Here is an 18,756-nt window from a genome sequence, read left to right as displayed (position 1 = left end):
TTTGAGAGATTTCCTTAGAAAAAGTCGGAGCCTCCTCCCCATGAGCTGTCATCGCTGCTGCTCCAACTGTCGTCGCTCCCCCAACTATCACTACTATCCCAACTATCGCCGCTGTCCCAACTGCTGTCGCTGCTCCAATCACTGTCATCCGAGGAACTCATCATATCATCCGCCTCCCAATGCGCATCATCCATCGCTCTGTTCATATCGTCCGTCATCATCCGCATGCTCTCCTCCGATTCCCACATTGCCTCATCAGTTACCCGCTGCGCCTCCTCTGTCGTCCACTGAGCCACTTCGTCCGACTGCCGCATCATCTCGAACATCTGCCTCTGCTGCTCATCCTCCATCCATGTCTGCTGTGCCTCTTCCTCCGACGAGCGGAACATACCCATGATTGCCGAAAAGATACTCATACTTTTTTCCTCCTTGATTCCTAACTTCTCTTGTTGACAGGATGTATTATATCCAATCGGAGGAATGAAGTCATTGCAATAAACCTGTGGAGTTCATTGCATAGGAGAAAAATTGCTGTGGGCGCGTTGCCATGCCGTGCGCCATGTCTCGGCGACGGAGCTGCGGAGCTCCTCGGGCGCGAGCACGATGGCGGCGGCACCGAGGGAGAGGATGTGGCGGCGCACCTCCTCGTAGTCGAAGTCATAGTAGTGGATGGTGAGGAGATAGCTGCCGTCCGCGCTGTCGACAGCGGCTTCTTTTTCGTAGGAGGCAAAGATCATAAAGCAGCGCGCGACGGCGTTGTTGCGCGGTAGGACACGCATGCGGAAGCTGCGCCGCCTACCCTCCAAAAATGAGCGAAAGTCCGCCTCGGTATCTGCGGGGATGGGCGCATCGAGCACGTGCAGTGTGCGGATACTGCGGAGGTTCAGCTTGACCGCACGCGCCTCCTCCGCATCCCAGACGATCGCGCGGAAGCGATTGCTCTGCGCGTCGTATTCCAGACGGCAGGGCGCAGCTGTGTGCGCGTGGCGTTTGCCGCGGCCGTCGATGTTGACGTAGGAGATCATGTGTCCTGTGGTCAGCGCCTGCCAGAATGAGGCGAGCGTCGTTTGGAGTGCGGGCAGATCATCGCCCTGCTCCCGCTCTGCCTGCCATATATGTGTCGGGTAGGCAGGTACGTCGGCGAGGCGCGTGCACAGCTTTTCGCGCAATTCTCTGGGGAGAAGGAAAGCTGCCGCGGGATCTGTGAGCATGGTTTTCAGCCAGCGCAGCTCGTCCGCGGTCGGGCGATGGGGGACGAGGAGATCTGCTGCGAGGACGGCTCTGCCCGCCTCGTCGAAGGAGAAGACCGCGTCCGTCAGCGCCGCAAGACGCTCCTGACTCAGGTGATCCACGAGGTCGAGCCCCTCCATCTGTCCGAGGCGGCGCAGGATGTCTGCGCGCGTGAGTCTGGCGCCCGCATGAACCTCGTTGCAGAGGAGGCAGAGCCAGAGGTATGGATAGGAGTGAACCTCATGAAAGAGCGGGCTGTATGCCATAGTTCTTCAGCGCCTCCTCGGCATCATCTCTCATGCGCCGCGCCAAACACGGCGAGGCATCGTCTGCAATACAGATCCACGGGTGAAAGGTGCGAATCCACGGGAGCAGGCTCAGATCGTCCGCAATCTCTACGGCGGCGTAAAAGCAGCCCTCTCCTTCCGTGAAGACGGCAGTGGGGAAACGCGCGCGGATGCGCTGTGTGAGGCGCGCGCGGTGACGTTCGCTCTCATAAAAGAGCGTGAATGTCAGCGTATGCGGGGGCGGAGCGGGACGCGCAGCGGCGCATATCGGTTTTGCGGGAGCAACGCGCTCCATGCAGTCGATACGGAAACGGCACGTCTTTGTAAACGCTGCAGAGCCCCTCCGCTGCACGGCTGCGCACATGTACTGCCGCCCCGTGTGAAAGTCGGTGATGATCTCCTGCGGGACAGCGATCGTCTCACGATTCCGATAGGAGAAGGTGACGGCGCATTGCTCCTCGATGGCCGTGATGATCGTATGCAGCACCTCGTCGTCGAGAATGCGCGTGATGGGGCTGTGCTTGATCTGGGCGGGGAGAAATGGCTCCGCATCCTCCGGATATAGGCAGCGGAGTGTCGCCGCGAGAAAGTATCCGGGCACGGAAAGGATGGCGACGAAGCGATAGAAGCCGATGGCGTAGTAGAGCGTGCGCCGTTCGTCTGCCGTGAGCTCCGCAAGCGGCTGCTCCGCCATGGCGTAGCAGAGGGCGTTCCCTCGCATTGTGCGCCGCAGAATCCCGAGAGACTCCAGCTCACCCAACTGGCGAAACACGGTTGCAGGGCTGACCTTCGGCGCAGCCTCTGCCTGTTGCTCGCTGATCGGCAGCAGATCGTACGCACGGACAAGCGCCGTTTGGCGCATCGGTTCCTTTGCGGCGGCGAGCGTCTGGAGGAGAAAGATGAGCGCGGCGATCGCCCGTCCCGTGAGCGTCTTGATCTGATAGGTGCGCGCGAGGAAGTTGCCGGCGAGCTGATAGGGATCGCTGCGCAGGCCGTGGATCTCGCGGCGTGCCTGCCGCGCGGAGAGCAGCATCTCCTCCGGCAGACAGAAGCATACGCGCGCCCAGTTGTCCTCGGCGCTGCGCGTGCTCTGTCCAAGACGCTGCGCGAGTGCCTCCTTGTCGTAACAGCCGTAGGAGACGAGGCGCAGAAACGGGCGCAGCGTGTCATAGTCGCCGATGAATTTGTTGAAGCCGGTGCCCATGCCATCCCCCTCTCATTTTTACCATTATAACATGCGAGATGTGCAGGCGTGAAGAAAATCTGCATTTTTATGAAAATCCAGAAAATAGGAGTTGACAAGGCGTTTTTCTCATGATAAGATACGTATCTTTCCCTTCACAGTGAAGCAGATGTATACACCCCACGGATGGGGCGATGAAGAAAGGGATGTGGTTCAATGTTGGATGCATTTGCAGAGTGGTATTATTATCGTTACATTGAGGTCTTTACGTGGCTGTTCGGTACGACGCCCGACACCGCCCTTGGCACGGCGATCAGGGTGCTCACGATGCTCGCGTATCCGATCACATGGTATCTTACGCAGAATCGACGCTGTCAGCGGGGATGGGTAGCTGCGAAAAAGTATGTGACGGTGGCTGTGCGCCGGGCAGCGCACCGAGGAGAGGAATAAGGGACACTCCCTACGGATGGGGAGGAGATTTACAAAGGAGATGTACGGAATGAAGAAGTATATATTTTCCATGGAGCTTATGTTTGGGCTTTTGCTGGTACTGGCGCAGCCGTTCTCGCCTGCACAGGCGCACTTTATGACGAGCGCGGAGGAGCGCGAGATTGGTGCAGCTGCGGCGGAGCGTACGGAGGAGAAGTACGATGTCGCGTGGGACGATGACATCGTCGAGATCCAGAAGCGGCTGATTGAGTGCAACCCCACGCAGCTCAACTGGAATGACGGCAGGCACACGCGCTGGCTGGCGCCGATGAAGCTGTACCATTCCGATCATCCGAATGCATTTATGCTCCCGGGCGGGTATTCGTATATGGCGGATTCGATGGTGAACTTTATGAACACTTATCAGAATGACGGCTATACGAATAGTAACAACCTACGCCCAATGAATAGGTCAAATATTTATAATACATCTTCTGTTGCTTTTGTGATGGGGCACGAGTTCGGGCATTGGGCTGGAAAAGATCATCTTGAGGGTTATGATAAACAGTTTGGTTTGAATCTACTTGTTGGTATCTTTGGTGGACAGGCTGGATCTGTTGGTGGCGCTCTCGCTCAGAGTGCTGGTGTGAACCTTGTTGATACACTTATTGATCGTCAGATGTCGTTCAATCAGGAGAAGGGTGCTGACGAGTGGGGGCTTAAATTCCTTGAAAACGTTCCTGAGTATTCAACTGGTGGAGCGTTAACGAAGTTTTATCGGTTTATGAAGCTTGAAGAGATTCGTTATCCCGATGGAAAACGCCCTAAGAATTTCCGAAACCCTCATCCTGAGACACAAAAGCGTTTTGATCGCGTGGCAGATTATATTAAGAAAAGTTCGAATGGGCGGGTTGGCGTTAATAGTTATGGAAACGTATTCTTAGACAGAGTACACCTTGATATTCCTTCACGTATGGATGTTGCTGATGTAGAACGCAGCTTTTACATTGCAGGACAGATTGCTGCGGCAATTAAAAAAGATATTTTTCATCGTGAAAACATAAGTGTTGTTGCACCGAGCGAAAGTCGGTATGGATATGATCCAAACATTCCAAGAATGAGTTATGTTGTGTTTTCGAGCAAGGATGGTTCAGAGGTTAAGATCCTTGATTTGATTGCATACGATAAGACACGATCTTATGAAGAGAATCTTAATAGCAGCATCTATGGTAAAGCTGAGATTAAGATGATGGATCAGATTATTGGTCTTATGGAGGAGTACGATCGTACGCATCCGGGCAGAAGATGATTGACAGAATGTGGATGCAAAAAGGCTGCGAATTCGCTTCGCAGCCTTTTTGTGTTAGAGTACGATTGTCTCGCGCTTTCCAAGATCGAGGTTTACGACCGCCTCTGTCAGCGTGATCTCGTAGAGGATGAGGTCGTCGCCGACGGCGCTGATGAACTCGCGCACGCGCGGGCATTTCTCCGCAAAGGCGTCGGCGAGGTCGTAGATCGTGCGGGTGGATTTGACCGCGTGCCCACTCGCACGGACGTGCTCCATCGTGTTGTTGTGCGGCACGGTGCTGAAGGCGATGTTTGGATTCGCGGCAAGCTCGACGACCTTCTCGTTGTCCTTCAGCGTGGCGAAGTAGACGCGATGCTCCTTAGATGCATAGTAGAAGTTTACAATGCGCACATGCGGCAGCCCGTCCGTCATCGTCGCGAGTGCAATCTCGTACTGCTCGCGCATCATGCGCTCGAATTCTTCCCTTAGGTTCATTTCTCTTCCCTCTGTTTCCTTACTGTGGTGCTTTTTCCGTCCGTATCCCGCGGACATAGGCATATCTCGGCGCGCCGCTCCCTGCATCAGCTGCCGCAATGCAGAGGTCGACTTCGCCCGTGCCGAGCTCTGCAAATGGGATCATAACCGTCTGTTCGTAGCCGATGATGATGCGTGTGCTGTCTGTGAGCGGTCTGCGCTCCACCTCGGTATAGGAGAGGTCGCGCCCCGTCTCCGACACGCTCCGATACGTCAGCAGATTCCACGCGGGGTAGCCAATGAAGCGGGTCTTCACGTAGAGGTGCTCTCCACGAAAGACCACGCCCTCGGGCAGACGGTTCGGGTACGCCTCCTCGGCAGGGATCCATACGGTCTCCTCTGCGCGGAGCGCGACGGGTACAACCTGCGTGAGCGCGGGTGCAGGCGCGGCGCTGATCTGCGCCGCAGAGGCGATGCAGAGGAGAGCGAACACGGCGCAGAGCCTACAAAGTATTTGACGCATGCAACCTCCTTTGTTGTTTGTGACTAGGACGAAAGTTTGATCTGTGACTGTATTGTATCACAGAACCGTAGCATTTTGAACATATAAATACGCCGGCAGGATGCTGCCGACGTGTTTAGCGTGTGATTACGAGGATTTCTTCCCGCTCAGTACCACCTTGCTGAAGAGGGCGAGGATGGCAAGGAAGACGATGAGGCCGAGCATCTCGGCGGTGTCGGCGAAGTCGCTGCCGACCATCGCGAGCGGATTCTCGTCGCCGCCGTTCGAGACGGAGAGGACGATGAGTCCTGCAAGCAGGACGCCGACGATGGACTCGCCGACGATCAGCCCCGAGGCGAAGAGCGTGCCGCGCCTGAGGCCCGTCGCCTCCGCCTCCGCACCGCCCGTCTTGCGCAGGTGGCGATTCAGGAAGTAGCCGAGGATCGCGCCGACAACGAGCGGTGTCTGGATGACGGGCGGGAGGTAGATGCCCATGCCGACGGCGAGCGGCGGTAGGCAGAGATTGCGCGTCGTGCGCTTGAGGAAGAGGTCGATGAGGACGAGCACGATGCCGACACCGATGCCGATGTAGATGTACTCCCACGCGAGTTTGCTCGAGAAGATGCCCTGTGCAATCGTCGTCATGAGCACTGCCTGCGGCGCGGAGAGCGCCTGTGCCGGATCCATGCCCTCGCGTGGCATTGCGCCGGGGAAGCCGTACGCCTCATAGAGGAGGTTCAGCACGGGGGCGATGACGAGCGCGCCGACCACGCAGCCGATGAGCAGCGCGACCTGCTGACGCCAAGGCGTTGCGCCGACGAGCCAGCCCGTCTTGAGATCCTGCATATTGTCGTTCGAGATACAGGCAATCGCGAGGATGATCGAGGTCGTAAAGATGGCGGTCGCCGTCGCAAACTTCTCGCCGCCGGGCATGTCAAAGATGCCGAACGAGGCGCAGAGCGAGTACATGACGAGCGAGGCGACGATGATACCGAGGATGCCGATGCCCGAGATCGGGCTCGAGGATGTGCCGACAAGCCCTGCCATATAGGCACAGGCAGCGGCGACGAAGAATCCCATGAGCACGGCGACACCGACGCCGACGATGGTAAAGATGAGCTTCTGACTCGGTGGGATGTTCTCGGGGCTGACAAAGACGTAGAAGATCGCGAGAAGTCCGATGACCGTCACACCGAAGACGAGCGCAATGCTCTTCATCGTCATGTCGATGTCCATGCGGTGCAGACCCCTTTCCGCGTCATCCGCGCGTGCGCCTGCGATGGATTCCTTCACGCCGTCGATGACGGGGCGGGCGAGGGTGATGAGCGTCCAAATCGCTGCGACGCCCATTGCGCCTGCGCCGATGAGGCGTACCTTCTGCTGATAGACGGCTCCTGCAAATTTTTGGAGGGTCATGCCGTCAGGCAGAGCCTCCGTCATGGTGAAGTAGGGGACGAAGCCCGCCCATGCGATGCCGATACCCACCAGCATGGCAAGTCCACTTGCAATGCCGATGAGGTAGCCCGCACCCACGAGCGCGGTGGAATAGCCGAGCGGCAGCTGGGTCATGCCGCGGCCGACGTGGAACCACGCCGAGAGCGAGCCACCGAGCACCTGCAGACCGTTCGTTAGGAATGCGATGATGCCCGCGACGGCACTGCCTGCGAGGATTTCCTTCAGACCTGAGTCTGACTTGCCGTCCTCCTTTGTGTGGCTGCCGACCTTCAGAATCTCAGCAGCGGCAACACCCTCGGGGTAGGCGAGGTCGCCGTGCACGACCATTGCGCGGCGCAGGGGAATCGTGAAGAGCACACCGAGACAGCCGCCGCACGCCGAGACGACGAGCGTCTGCCAGAACTCGAAGCCCTGCCAGTAGCCGATCATGAGCATACCCGGGATGATGAAGATGATGGCGGACAGCGTTCCCGCCGCCGACGCCTGCGTCTGCACCATGTTGTTCTCGAGGATGTTCGCGTCCTTTGCCATCTTGAGCACTGCCATCGAGATGACCGCCGCCGGAATCGCGGACGAGAACGTCAGACCGACCTTGAGGCCGAGGTAGACGTTCGAGGCAGTGAAGATGATCGTGAGGATTGCGCCGAGCAGCATGCCGCGCACGGTCAGCTCAGGGAGTCTGAGCTCGTGCTGCATGAACTCGTTCTGCGAATCTTTCATGCGATAACCACCTATCCTTTTCTTCGGTAAATTGAAAAATAACAACAGTATTATAGCATAGAAATCTGGAATGTAAAATCACAGATTCTTATGTATACAGAAAATTTGCGAAAAATAAAAACTCTGGACAAAACAAAACCGCCGACAGGCTTTCTCGTCACCTGTCGGCGGTCATGAGGAAAATACGGGAAGTGATAGGTAACTCTCTTGCATCCAAACGATCTTTGCTTCGTTCCTCTCCGCAGCTAGCTTGCGGTCGGGAACTTTCCTCCAAAACGCTGAAAAACAAAACGCTGAGAAACTACCTCGACGTACATGCGGCACAGACGCCACGACTCCACTCGTGGGAAAACGATCTCATATCTGTGTCCTATACGTCCTTGCGCCCGTCCTCTGCGGGCTGCCGCATCCTCCTGCCGCACCTTCGCTCGGCACCTCTTCCCATCACGTGCTAGGACGCTGTGCACTCGTGCGGACAACCCTGCGGCCACTCAATGACCCATTGGAATCTCCTCCCAGTCCGTCAGGGAACTTCTGCCGTGCCCCCTCCGCTCAGCCAGCGAAGCTACACCGCCGTAATCCCTCTCCAACAACCGTCGGTCAACACTGTGGAAACTCCGGAGAACTCTGCCCATACGCTTACGGATCGTATGAACGCCGCCCGTCCTGAATCAGGCTACTACGAATCCTCCTTAACTATCTTTAGTATAGTCAAACTTCAGAAGATTGTCAATACCGTGCTGAGAAAAACTTTATTTTACGAGGATTGACAAATTCTTCGTTTTGTCATAGGATAAACATATATTTTTTATATGAAATAAAGGAGATGAGGATATGGCATATCATCTGTGGAGTGTTCTGGACGAGTTGAAGTCCGACGCGTATGAGTGGGTGGATCTGACGCATCCGCTGAACAACGACAGCCCGTATTGGGCGGGGATTCCGGAGGGATCGGTGGAGCTGTCGAAGACTTGCTTTGACTGGGGCAATCCGATGCTCGACTGCCTGATCCAGACGTTCAAGTTTCCGGGGCAGTTTGGGACACACATCGACTTCCCGGGGCATTTCGTCCGCAACCGTCCGCTTGCTGAGTCCTACGGGGCGCAGCACATGCTCTATCCGCTGTGCGTGATCGACGTGACGGAGCAGGTCGCGCGCGATGTGCACTATGCGGTGACGGTGGAGGACATCAAGGCGTACGAGGCGAAGTACGGCGCAATCCCAGACGGTGCGTTCGTTGCGCTCTACACGGGGTGGAGCAAACATTGGCCGGATATGGACGCGATCTCCGGCACGGCAAAGGACGGCAGTGAGAACTTCCCCGGCTGGTCGATGGATGCGCTGAAGTACATCTACGAAACGCGCAATGCAGCGGCGAGCGGGCATGAGACACTCGACACGGACGCCTCGGTGGAGGCGGCAAAGGCGGGGGATCTTGCGTGCGAGCGCTATATCCTCGACAAGGGGAAGCTGCAGGTCGAGGTGCTGACGAATCTTGACCGCATTGCACCTGCGGGCGCGCTGCTCTTCGTCGCGTGGCCGAACATCGAGGGCGCGACGGGGCTGCCTGCGCGCGTGATTGCGATTACACCGAAGAAGTAAAGATAGGCACGGGACTGCTGCATGTTAGAGTGGTAGTCCTTTTGTTTGCCCTGCGCACGGGTATATTGGCAGGAGTTTTACTGTTGTGCGTCGAATTTTCAATCGAATATATCTATTTTAGGAGAAGAACGATTGCACAGCGAATACTTGGATATTGAGAAAAAAATCGAATGCGGCGAGCGGTTGACGCGCGAGGATGGGCTGCGGCTCTTTGCGTGCCGTGACATCGCGTGGATCGGTGCGCTTGCCGACCGCGTGCGCGCGGAGAAGTGCGGCGATGTCGTTTACTACAATGTGAACTGCCATGTGAACCTTACGAACATCTGCCTCGCACACTGCAAGTTCTGCGCGTTCGGACGCGATGCCGAAGACAAGGGCGCCTATGAGATGAGCGTGGAGGATGCGGTGGCGCACGTTGCGGATGCGATGCGTGATCCGCATCTGGCGGGGCTACACGTCGTGAGCGGTCTGCACCCGGACTGGACGTTCGAGGACTATCTTATGCGTCTCAAGGCTCTGCATGAGGCATTTCCAACGCTCTACCTGAAGGGCTTTACGGGCGTGGAGATCACGCATTTTGCAAAGAGTTCGGGGCTCTCGGTGCGCGAGGTACTCGTGCGTCTCAAGGAGGCGGGGCTTCAGTCCATCGCGGGCGGCGGTGCGGAGATCCTGACCGACCGCGTGCGCGAGGAGCTCTGCCCGAACAAGGCGACGGCAGACGAGTGGCTCGAGACGCACCGCACGGCGCACGAACTCGGCATAAAGACGAATGCGTCGATGCTCTACGGACACATCGAGACGCACGAGGAGCGCGTGGAGCATATGATGCGTCTGCGCGATCTGCAGGACGAGACGGGCGGCTTTCAGACGTTCATCCCGTTCCCGTTCCTGCCGTCGAATACGGAGCTCGGGCGGACGGTGCGGCAGACGTCGATGTGGGACGATCTCCGCACGATTGCGATTTCGCGTCTGATGCTCGACAACTTTAAGAACATCAAGGCGTACTGGGTTATGCTGACCGTCCCCGTGGCGCAGGTCGCACTGTGCTTCGGTGCGAACGATATTGACGGCACAGTGCACAAGGAGACAATCCTGCACGATGCGGGAGCAAAGAGTCCGCGCGCTCTCTCGGAGGATCATATTATCCGCGTCATCCGCGAGATCGGGCGTACGCCCGCCGCGTGTGACTCGAACTTCAATATTATTGAGACGTATTGAGGTTCTGCCAATATGTCCCGAGCGAAGGAGGAAGGGCAATGTCTGACACGGCATATGAGGAGCGCATTGTGCGCACGCTTGCGGCGTTCCAGAGGAATCGCTACGATGTTGCACGCTTCGCAGAGCGCACGGCTGCGGCGGACTATCTCGCCCGCGAGATTCGCGGCAAGCGTGTCGGCTTCGGCGACTCCGAAACGCTGCGTGCCCTTTCCCTCTATGAGCGGCTGAGTGAACACAACGAGGTCATCGACCCGCCGCGCGCGGGGCACGTCGGCGGCATTGAGGCATTTCTCGCGGCAGGGCGAGAGGCGCTGATGACGGATGTGTTCCTGCTCTCGGCGAACGCCATCACCGAGCAGGGGCAGATCCTCAACATGGACGGTGCGGGCAACCGTGTCGCAGGTTCGCTCTTCGGACACGAAAAGACCTACTTCGTCGTCGGCATCAATAAACTCGTCCCCGACATCGAGGCGGGGATTGCGCGCATCCACGAGATTGCCGCCCCACGCAACGCGCACCGTAAGGGCAAGAAGACGCCCTGCGCGAAGGACGGCACGCGCTGCTATGACTGTGCGGCGCTCGAACGCATCTGCAACGCACTCACGATCCACTACAAGAAGATGAGCTACCGTCCGATGGAGCTCGTGCTGATCGAGGAGGAATTGGGGCTGTAAAAGCAGCAAAATCAACACATTGGACACAAGAAAAGGCGGCTTTATGCCGCCTTTTCGTATGATGTTATTTACTCCTCCGCCTCATCTTTCGGGTTGCCGTCCTCATCGAGCGGGATGTAGACGGGATTCTCCTGCCACGGGTATTGATACACGAGTGTGACACTGTTGTCGAGCTCGAAATGCACGGCGGTGAGGACGCCCGTGCCCTGCTCGTCCGTGTGGCTCGCCCAGTGCCCGTCGTCGAGGCGTGTCTTCTGCGTGCGTAGCCATGCAGGATCGCGCTTTGAGATCCCTGCCTCGTTCATGCGGAAGACGAGCTGCACCTGCGTGTCGCCGACGGGATAGTGGAAGCTGCAATAGGGCGCGTTCTTCTCGTAGTCCTGCGGGTCGGGGCGGAAGAGCTGACGGAAATAGGCAAGCCCCGCTTCGTTCACGCGAATGCACGCAATGACGCGCTGCTTCTCGTACATATCCTCCGTCGCATCTACGGTTGGGTGCGGTGCGAGCTCCTCTCCCTCAGCCGTCGCCTCCTGTAGTTCGCGGTCAAAGTCGGGATCGATCCAGTGGTAGCACATCTCCTCAATCGTTGCGCCCGCGTGAATCTCGCGCTCGAGTGTGAGGAATTCGTGATCGTCCGGCACGAGCGCAAGCCCCTTTGCCACGGCGTCGAGTGCACCATCGCGGTCGCCAAAGTGAGCGCGCAGCTTGCCGAGTTCAAGATAAACCCACGGATAGTCCGGCTCCTCGCGTGCGCCCTGCTCGGCATAGCGTAGCGCGTCCTCGAGCCGTCCGCAGTACATGAGCGCGACGGCATAGCGGTAGTAGTATGTGCCGCAGCCCCGTGCATTCGCCTCTGCTGCCGCCAGATACATTGTGCTCTGGTAGTAGTACGCATAGTCGTCGATGTTGTTGCACGCATAGGCGTACCAGAGGGCGATTTGAAGATCGGCGAGCGCCTCCTCGCGCGTGAAATTTCCCTTGATGACGCCGTTGCGGATGTAGCCGTCGAGATAGTTCAGCATCTTGTAGAAATAGCCGCTCGAACCCTCGTCCATCGCCTCCAGCTTCCTGACTGCGGCGGGGGAGAGCAGGGACTTTGCGGGCGTGCCCGCATTCGTTTCGCTCTCGTCCTCTGTTCGGTCAAACAGGGTGACGGGGCGCGCATCACGGCGGAAGGAGTGGAAGACCGCCCAAGGCAACTCACTCTGCTCGAGGTGCGCCTTTGCCGCATCCAGTACCGCCTGCGCATCCCACGCGAGGAAGTCCAGATAGCCTGCCTCCGTCCCCGTCGCGCCGCCGAGGAGGCAAAAGGCATCCCCGTGCGCAGCCTTCGTGACCGCCGTGATAAGATCATCGCGGAAATCGAGGATAGCCTGTGCGTCACCGTCGAGTGCGCTCATCAGCGGATAGGCGATAAAGCCCGCCACAATCCCGTCCGCATGGTAGTCGTCCACGAGCTTCGGGTCGCCGGACAGATAGGTGCTGATCGCGGAGGGCAGGCGTATGAGCCCCGTATAGATATCGTCACGCCAAGTGAGCTCAGAGCCAGTGTCAGGCTCGCGCTCGTAGGCAAGGTATGCGTTATCGAGATATTCCTCCGCGTCGTTTGCGAGGGAAAGGCTCTCTGCGCGGAGGGCATCGGGCAGGTCTGCGAGCGTGACCGACGCACCCTCCTGCGGCGTGTCGACAATATCGAGGTCGTGCACAAGTCGCATGGCGGCAATCTCACCGAGTGTCTGGTCGAGGAGCAGGGTGAGCATCCACCACACCCTGTTTTCGTCCCTCTGCAGGAGTGGCAGGAGCTTTTTGCAGTAGAGCGTGAGCGTGACTTCCGACTCTTCCGCGCGCTCGAAGTAGACTGTGACATCCTTTGTCTCGACGCTGTCCTCCTTCGCACGCAGTGCAAAGCCGGCGGACGCCGCACGTCCGACGCGGATATTCCAGTGCTCCAGCACAGAGGCGGGGGCTTGGCGTGCAAAATAGACGAGCGCGAAGAGTTTGCGGCGCTCCCCCTCGGGCGAGAGGATCAGCTCGTATTTCTCCGCGCCTTTCCCCATCTCGAACGATACGTCGTCAAAGGCGATGTGCAGGATATCGCCGCAGCGCGCGATCATCTCCTCGCCCTGATCCTCCGCGTCCATCAGCGCGCGCAGGTCTGCCTCCGCCTCCTCGAATGCACTCCATGCTTCCGTGACACGCGTGCGGAATGGCCGTTCAAAGAGCGGCAGCGTGATGCGCTCGCGGCAGGCCTCAATCAGCTGCTCCGTGTCCGCATCGCCGGGGAGTGCGGCGAGCGCCGCTTCGAAGTAGGGCAGGGCACGCCCCTCCTGGTCGAGATAGTAGTAGGCATAGCCCATGCGGAAGTTCCAGAGATGATCGCCCTCGAAATGCTCCGCGTGCGGTTTGAGGAGTTCGATTGCACGCTCGTAATAGTCCCTCTGCCCGAGATCCGCTGCATTGTTGTACGCGCGCGCCAGCTCGGAGTCCGTCTCCGGCGTGCGCTCCTCTGCGGGCAGCGCCTCAAGCGCCTCGATGATCTTTGTGAATTCGTTCGCCTCGTGCCAGACTTGGCACTGTTCCAACAAGGTCATAGAAAAGCCTTTCTTAATCCCACCAGAAATACCAGATATTCGAGCTGCGCAGCTCGTTTGCCAGATTGCCGACGCTCATGCCAGGCGCGCCCTGATCGATGATGTCGGCGCAGAACGCATACTGCTCCTTCGCCAGATCCAAGGCGCGCTCCTGCGGCTCTATGGGGGCGGGAACGCTGTATTCGAGCGTATCATAGGTGAGGACGGCAGGCACAGCGCCGTGCCGTTCGTGCCAGTATTTCGACACCGCCATCAGTGCGGCGGTGTCGGGGCAGTCGTTCCACCCGCCGAACGGCAGATATGCAAACACTGTCCACGGATGTTTCACGGGAATCTTGGCGAGAATCATCGGCTGCGTTTTCTGCGTCTCGTAGTCCCAGTAGCTGATAAAGTGGTCGGTCTCACGGAACTCTTCCCCATCTCCATCGTCCGGTGCCTCCTCTCGGCTCAGTTCAAAACGTTCGCCGAGCCGCTCCGTCAGAATCCACTTGCCGTCTCCGATGGGCTGTGCAAGGATTTTCTTGCGGTACTTTTCCACGGCATCGGCATCGAAATCATAGTCCTTGAACGCGCCCTTCTCCGCTTCCACATTCATCGTCAGGCTCTCCCACAGTGTATCGCTCGGGACGATGAGCAGGGGGACATAGCCCTCGCGGACGCCAAGCCGTGCAGCGTAACTATATGCCGCGACAATCGGATCATCGTCCGCCATCGGTGGGAAATACATCAGGGAGCAGTCCGCCCTGCCGCAGTTCAGGTACTGCATGATTGCGGCAGCGACGTCGCTTGGCGCCTCATCTTCATTTTCCTTTCGCTCGTCGCTGTTCCGCTTCCATGCGTCCCATCGCTGTGCGATGAGCTGCGCCATCGCCGCATAGTAGTCCTCGTCGAACGGGACAAAGAGGTATGCCTCCTGTTTGAACTCGTTCGAGTGGTAACGCGCCGCACCGAAGTAGGAGAGGGCATAGTTGTCGATGTCTGAGGGGAAGGAGGGAGCTTCACCATCGTAGTAATACTGTGCGAACGCCGTGCCCTCCTCGCCAAAGAAACCGCGCATCAGAATGCCGTGCAGGTCGTCGTGGATAAAGGGGCGCAGGTCGGTATCTGCCGGATGCTCCCGTACAGCGCGGACGGTCGCCGCATACTGGCGGACGAACCAATCCGCCATCAGCTCGTGCTCGATGCAGTAGCGCAGATAGATCGCGAGGTGGTTGTACGCCGTGATTTCGTCCACGGGCAGCTTCTTTTCGCGCAGGCTGTCGAGGTGCCACTGCGCATTGTCCATTACGAGATCGGTGAAGTCCTCGGACGCGAGTGCGCTGCGCCTCTCCGGATCAATGACGAAGCTCACACGACGCTCGGCGAAACGGTCGAGCAGGGCATTAGCGTCATGTTTCAGTTTATATTTGAGTTCGTCCTTGTGGAGCGGGATGATCTGATAGAAATTGACCTCATCGCCGTTCGGGAGGGGGCAGACGGTGTCTCCTCCGCCTTTGACCTGCGCGCTGACGAGCAGGGCAGCGGTCAGATTGGTGCTTGCGGCATAGGGCGATCGGTTGCTGATCGTGTGTCCCCATGCGAGCCATGTATCGTTCTCGATCGGCAGACGTGCGAGGTTCTTCAGCAGGCGGATCGGCCAGTAGTGCACTTCGTCGTCCTCGTGGATCTTCCAGTCGGGGGGCAGGGCGATCGCGAGTTCCGCGCGTTCGAGCTTATATTCGGCGAGTTCTTTTGGCACGTTCATGCGGTGCGCGCCCATCCCGAGGGTGACGAGCATATAGTAGTTGCGTTCCTCGGTCGGATCGATAATGCAGATGTCCAGGTGGATGTCCGGCGAGACAATCTCATGAAAGACGTTTGCATACGTGCCGAAGTTCGTCTCAATGTAACTTTCGACGGTCTCCAGTTCTTCCTCGGTATAGACCTCTGTGGGCATGGGGGCTTTCTTTTTATATGCAGAGTCATTTCTGCCAATTTTTTTCATCGTGTTCTCCTTTATGACTGAGGAGCAGGCTCTCCAGCATCGTTTCCAGAAGGCTTGTCGGTGTGATGACGAATCCCTCCGCCGTAATTTTTTCATTGAAGAAATCAACGGAGCGGTCGTGGTCAAGGAAGTGATTCCGTGCCAGGTATTGCCTGACATCGTCGAGGGTAAAGGCACATTCCCTGAGCACCGTGTCGGTGAAGGCGTTGGCGTAATGGATGCTCTTCATCATGCGCTTCAGCTTTGTCGCTGGGTAGGCATTGCATAGTGCCTGTCGGAGCGCTGTCGCCATTTGTGCGGGCGAGGCATCCTCTGTGACCGGCATGGATGGGAGGATGCGCTCACGGCAAAGGTGCGCGTACAGTGTGCGGAACTTTTCTGCAAGTACGGTATCATCATGGTCGGTCATGGCTGCGCCTCACGTCTGCTGGTGCTGCATGGAGACAAGCTGACAGTCGGGGCAGAACTCGATGTAGAGCGTGCCCTCCATATAGTCCGTCAGCGCCTCCCAATGAATCTGCATGAGGTACTTCATCGGCTGCCCGCAGTCGGGGCACGCTGTATACTCCCAGTCCTGCCACCAGAGCGCAAAGCCGCCGAGCGTGCAGGTGTCCTCGAAGCGTGCGCCGTAGAACAGAGGAACGGGCGTCTCGCCGAGGATGAGATCGTTTTCAAAAATCCTGACAAGCTCCTCTTCGATATACGTGGTATCGCCCGTATCTTCGTAGGAAAGCACCTCGCTGCCGCCGTCGAGCGTATAGCGGCTCAGTATCGGCTCTGCATAGGCAACGCAGTTCGGACAGCAGGTCGCTGTGAGGATGCCGTCGATGCCGAGGAAGCGCAGGCGCGCATCCCGTCCGTCGAGGACGAGCATATCCGCCATGCGGCTGCCGCAGTGCGGGCAGTTCTCCTCCCGTGGTCGGGCAATGCGGACGGGCGAGCGGCGGAGCTCTTCCTCCGATGCGGCGTGCACCAGCGTATAGCAGGTGTCGTAGTTCAGCGTGCGGCGCCGTCCCTCGCGGTCGAATGTCCAGCCGCCGCACTGCGCATAGACGGAGGGCTCGACGTGCAGCTTCCCGTGCCACGGGCGTGGATTGCGTTCGAGCGCAAGGAGTGCCGCAAGGGATTGGTCGTCTCCCTGCATACCGAGGCACATCATAAGCTCGTTCACCTCATGTGCGGCATCCGTCTCCATCAGTGCTGCGATCAGTCCGTCCCGCACGTCCGTCGGTGCATGATAGTAGAGTGCCGAGGGCCAGAAGGAACGTGCCGCGAGTGCCGCGCGTGGGATCTCCGGCGCGAGCCGTCCGCGACAGCAGAGCAGATACCAGAAGTCATCGGGAACATCCTCGATCTGCGCGATGATCTCCTGCTCCTTTGCCGAGACCTCCTTGGGCGTCCATGCGAGTGCCGCACGGCGATTCGCCGCCGTCCTGCAGCGCCAGCAGAGTCCCTTGTAGCCGAGCTCCGTGCCGCAGTCGGGGCACTGGTAGGGCAGCGTCATGATCGGCTCCTTTCCGTGATTCCTGTTGTGGGAATATTCATCTGCTTTATGATAGTATAGATGTATTACGGCTTCAATAGGTCTTTTGGGTAAGATTGACCATCAAGAACAGTCTTGACATGGATCAAGGCAGTCCTCCCTACAGATATCCGTATTGCTTCCGCTTCTGCCAAAGGAGCAGGAAGGTTAGCGATGCACCGAGGAAGTCTGCGGCAGGCGTCGCCATGAATACGCCGTCCACACCGAAGACGTGCGGCAGGAGGAGCAGGAAGCCAAGGAGACAGACGAGTGTGTCCCAGACGGAGAGCAGGGCGGAGGTGCGCCCGTTGCCGAGCGCGGTGAAGAACGATGCGCCGTACATGCTGAACCCGAGGAAGAGGAAGGCGATCGCGTGGATGCGGAAGCCGTGCACGGCGAGTTCGTAGACGTGCGTGCCCTCGGCGGCGAAGATGCCTGTGATCGGCGCGGCGATGAGAATGCTGACCGCGGTGGTAAAGAGAGAGAACGCGGCGATGAGTGTGAGACTGCGGCGCAGGATTCCACGCAGGGCGTGCGTGTCGCGTTTGCCGTAGTTGAAGCTCGCCAGAGGCGCGATGCCCTCGGCGTAGCCCATGTAAATGGCGGTAAGCAGTCCGGAGATGTACTCTGAGATGGCGATTGCCGCCACACCGTCCGCACCCGCGAGACGCATCATCGTGTTGTTCATGACGATCATGATGAGGCTCATCGAGAGCTGCATCACCATCTCGCTTGAGCCGTTGCCCATCGCCGAGAGGACGGCACGCAGCCGCCAAACGGGACGTACGAACCGCAGTGTGCCGCGCCGATGAACGGCAAAGTAGTAAAGTCCTACGAATGCGGAGATGGAGTAGCCCGTTGCTGTGGCGATGGATGCTCCCTCCAGCCCCCAGCCGAGGACAAAGAGGAGGAGGTAATCGAGCACCATGTTGACGATGCCGCCGACGAAGGAGGAGAGCATCGCGAGACGCGGCTGTCCCGCCGCAACGAGGAAGATGTCGAGGATCAGCCCCGCCATCGTGAGCGGTGTAGAGACGAAGAGAGGAACGGCGTACACGGCGCAGAGGGTATAGAGGGCATCGTCCGCGCCCAAGAAGTAGAGAATCGGGCGCAGGAATGTCATGCCAAGTATGGCGATCATCGTGCTGAGAATGACGCAGACGAGGACAAGCAGGGAGAAATTTTCGCGTGCATGGCGATTTTCCCCCGCGCCGAGCTGCGCTGCAACGAGCGCACTCCCGCCCGTGCCGAGCATGGTTGCAAGCACAATCGTGAGCGGGATGAACGGCATGACGATGTTGATTGCCGACAGCCCATCCGTTCCGACGGCGTGCGCCACAAAGAAGCCGTCGACGATGAAGTTCACATTCATAAAGAGCTGTGACACGATCATCGGCACGGCAAACGCGAGCAGTGTGCGGTAGGTGATGGGCTGGGATAGCTGCGGCATTTCGTCTCCTCCGTTGATAGTAGGCGCTATCATAGCATGGAACACGGGGGAAAGCAAGCGCGGAGGATTTGCAAAATCCCGCCGCTTTTGGTACACTTGCGGGAGTGTTGTAAGGAATGGCTGATAAAATGAAGTCCGTCAGATTGG

Annotated in this window: 16 protein-coding genes; 5 read left to right on the top strand and 11 right to left on the bottom strand. The window is 58.3% G+C overall.

Features of this window, described 5'->3' with window-relative positions; all coding sequences use genetic code 11:
• Positions 1–14 precede the first annotated feature (14 nt).
• The 3 genes from HMPREF9163_RS08980 to HMPREF9163_RS08970 form a co-directional block, all read right to left on the bottom strand.
• Positions 15–416, bottom strand: coding sequence for a hypothetical protein (locus HMPREF9163_RS08980; RefSeq protein ID WP_009441439.1), 402 nt, complete (start codon positions 414–416; stop codon positions 15–17).
• Positions 417–509: 93 nt separating this feature from the next.
• Entirely contained in the window at positions 510–1,496 is a 987-nt protein-coding gene (locus HMPREF9163_RS08975) for a WYL domain-containing protein (RefSeq protein WP_009441438.1), read from the bottom strand.
• Positions 1,471–2,721: a WYL domain-containing protein gene (locus HMPREF9163_RS08970; RefSeq protein ID WP_009441437.1), complete on the bottom strand. Its 1,251-nt coding sequence runs from the start codon at positions 2,719–2,721 to the stop codon at positions 1,471–1,473. The genes HMPREF9163_RS08975 and HMPREF9163_RS08970 overlap by 26 nt, the downstream gene beginning before the upstream one ends.
• A gap of 195 nt (positions 2,722–2,916) precedes the next feature.
• Here HMPREF9163_RS08970 and HMPREF9163_RS08965 point away from each other — a divergent pair, with 195 nt between their 5' ends.
• Positions 2,917–3,150 carry a hypothetical protein gene (locus tag HMPREF9163_RS08965; protein ID WP_009441436.1) on the top strand — a complete coding sequence of 78 codons (234 nt, stop codon included), beginning with the start codon at positions 2,917–2,919 and terminating at the stop codon, positions 3,148–3,150.
• A gap of 49 nt (positions 3,151–3,199) precedes the next feature.
• Positions 3,200–4,438 carry a M48 family metalloprotease gene (locus HMPREF9163_RS08960; protein ID WP_157049432.1) on the top strand — a complete coding sequence of 413 codons (1,239 nt, stop codon included), beginning with the start codon at positions 3,200–3,202 and terminating at the stop codon, positions 4,436–4,438.
• Positions 4,439–4,492: 54 nt separating this feature from the next.
• On the opposite strand, the gene HMPREF9163_RS08955 is transcribed toward HMPREF9163_RS08960, so the two are convergent.
• The 3 genes from HMPREF9163_RS08955 to HMPREF9163_RS08945 all read right to left on the bottom strand — a co-directional run bounded on the left by HMPREF9163_RS08955 (position 4,493) and on the right by HMPREF9163_RS08945 (position 7,568).
• Positions 4,493–4,912, bottom strand: a complete 420-nt coding sequence (locus HMPREF9163_RS08955; RefSeq protein ID WP_009441434.1) for a pyridoxamine 5'-phosphate oxidase family protein — start codon at positions 4,910–4,912, stop codon at positions 4,493–4,495.
• A gap of 19 nt (positions 4,913–4,931) precedes the next feature.
• On the bottom strand, positions 4,932–5,414 hold the full coding sequence (locus tag HMPREF9163_RS08950) for a hypothetical protein (RefSeq protein WP_009441433.1): 483 nt from the start codon (positions 5,412–5,414) through the stop codon (positions 4,932–4,934).
• A 126-nt stretch (positions 5,415–5,540) separates the two neighbouring features.
• Positions 5,541–7,568 carry an OPT family oligopeptide transporter gene (locus HMPREF9163_RS08945; RefSeq protein ID WP_009441432.1) on the bottom strand — a complete coding sequence of 676 codons (2,028 nt, stop codon included), beginning with the start codon at positions 7,566–7,568 and terminating at the stop codon, positions 5,541–5,543.
• Positions 7,569–8,402: 834 nt separating this feature from the next.
• Between HMPREF9163_RS08945 and HMPREF9163_RS08940 the strand changes: the two genes are divergently transcribed.
• The 3 genes from HMPREF9163_RS08940 to HMPREF9163_RS08930 all read left to right on the top strand — a co-directional run bounded on the left by HMPREF9163_RS08940 (position 8,403) and on the right by HMPREF9163_RS08930 (position 11,062).
• The gene (locus HMPREF9163_RS08940) at positions 8,403–9,170 is read left to right on the top strand and encodes a cyclase family protein (RefSeq protein WP_009441429.1); all 768 of its coding nucleotides are present in this window, start codon (positions 8,403–8,405) and stop codon (positions 9,168–9,170) included.
• Between the two features lie 132 nt (positions 9,171–9,302).
• Positions 9,303–10,388: an aminofutalosine synthase MqnE gene (gene mqnE, locus HMPREF9163_RS08935; RefSeq protein ID WP_009441428.1), complete on the top strand. Its 1,086-nt coding sequence runs from the start codon at positions 9,303–9,305 to the stop codon at positions 10,386–10,388.
• 38 nt (positions 10,389–10,426) lie between these two features.
• Positions 10,427–11,062 carry an LUD domain-containing protein gene (locus HMPREF9163_RS08930; RefSeq protein WP_009441427.1) on the top strand — a complete coding sequence of 212 codons (636 nt, stop codon included), beginning with the start codon at positions 10,427–10,429 and terminating at the stop codon, positions 11,060–11,062.
• A gap of 68 nt (positions 11,063–11,130) precedes the next feature.
• Here the strand turns inward: HMPREF9163_RS08930 and HMPREF9163_RS08925 are convergent, their stop codons facing one another.
• The 5 genes from HMPREF9163_RS08925 to HMPREF9163_RS08905 all read right to left on the bottom strand — a co-directional run bounded on the left by HMPREF9163_RS08925 (position 11,131) and on the right by HMPREF9163_RS08905 (position 18,609).
• Positions 11,131–13,653, bottom strand: a complete 2,523-nt coding sequence (locus HMPREF9163_RS08925) for a tetratricopeptide repeat protein (RefSeq protein WP_009441426.1) — start codon at positions 13,651–13,653, stop codon at positions 11,131–11,133.
• 13 nt (positions 13,654–13,666) lie between these two features.
• Positions 13,667–15,637 carry a suppressor of fused domain protein gene (locus HMPREF9163_RS08920; RefSeq protein WP_037346758.1) on the bottom strand — a complete coding sequence of 657 codons (1,971 nt, stop codon included), beginning with the start codon at positions 15,635–15,637 and terminating at the stop codon, positions 13,667–13,669.
• The gene (locus tag HMPREF9163_RS08915) at positions 15,615–16,046 is read right to left on the bottom strand and encodes a hypothetical protein (RefSeq protein WP_009441424.1); all 432 of its coding nucleotides are present in this window, start codon (positions 16,044–16,046) and stop codon (positions 15,615–15,617) included. Before HMPREF9163_RS08915 ends, HMPREF9163_RS08920 begins: the two co-directional genes overlap by 23 nt.
• Positions 16,047–16,055: 9 nt before the next feature.
• A complete protein-coding gene (locus tag HMPREF9163_RS08910; protein WP_009441423.1) occupies positions 16,056–17,141 on the bottom strand; it encodes a hypothetical protein in 1,086 nt (361 codons plus the stop codon).
• A gap of 139 nt (positions 17,142–17,280) precedes the next feature.
• Positions 17,281–18,609: an MATE family efflux transporter gene (locus HMPREF9163_RS08905; protein ID WP_037346755.1), complete on the bottom strand. Its 1,329-nt coding sequence runs from the start codon at positions 18,607–18,609 to the stop codon at positions 17,281–17,283.
• Positions 18,610–18,756: the final 147 nt, after the last annotated feature.

Origin of the sequence: Selenomonas sp. oral taxon 138 str. F0429, from assembly GCF_000318175.2 — a bacterium.
Classification (GTDB): Bacteria; Bacillota; Negativicutes; order Selenomonadales; family Selenomonadaceae; genus Centipeda; species Centipeda timonae.
Note: the sequence above shows the minus strand (reverse complement) of the source record. Positions and strands in the feature narration are given on the sequence as shown.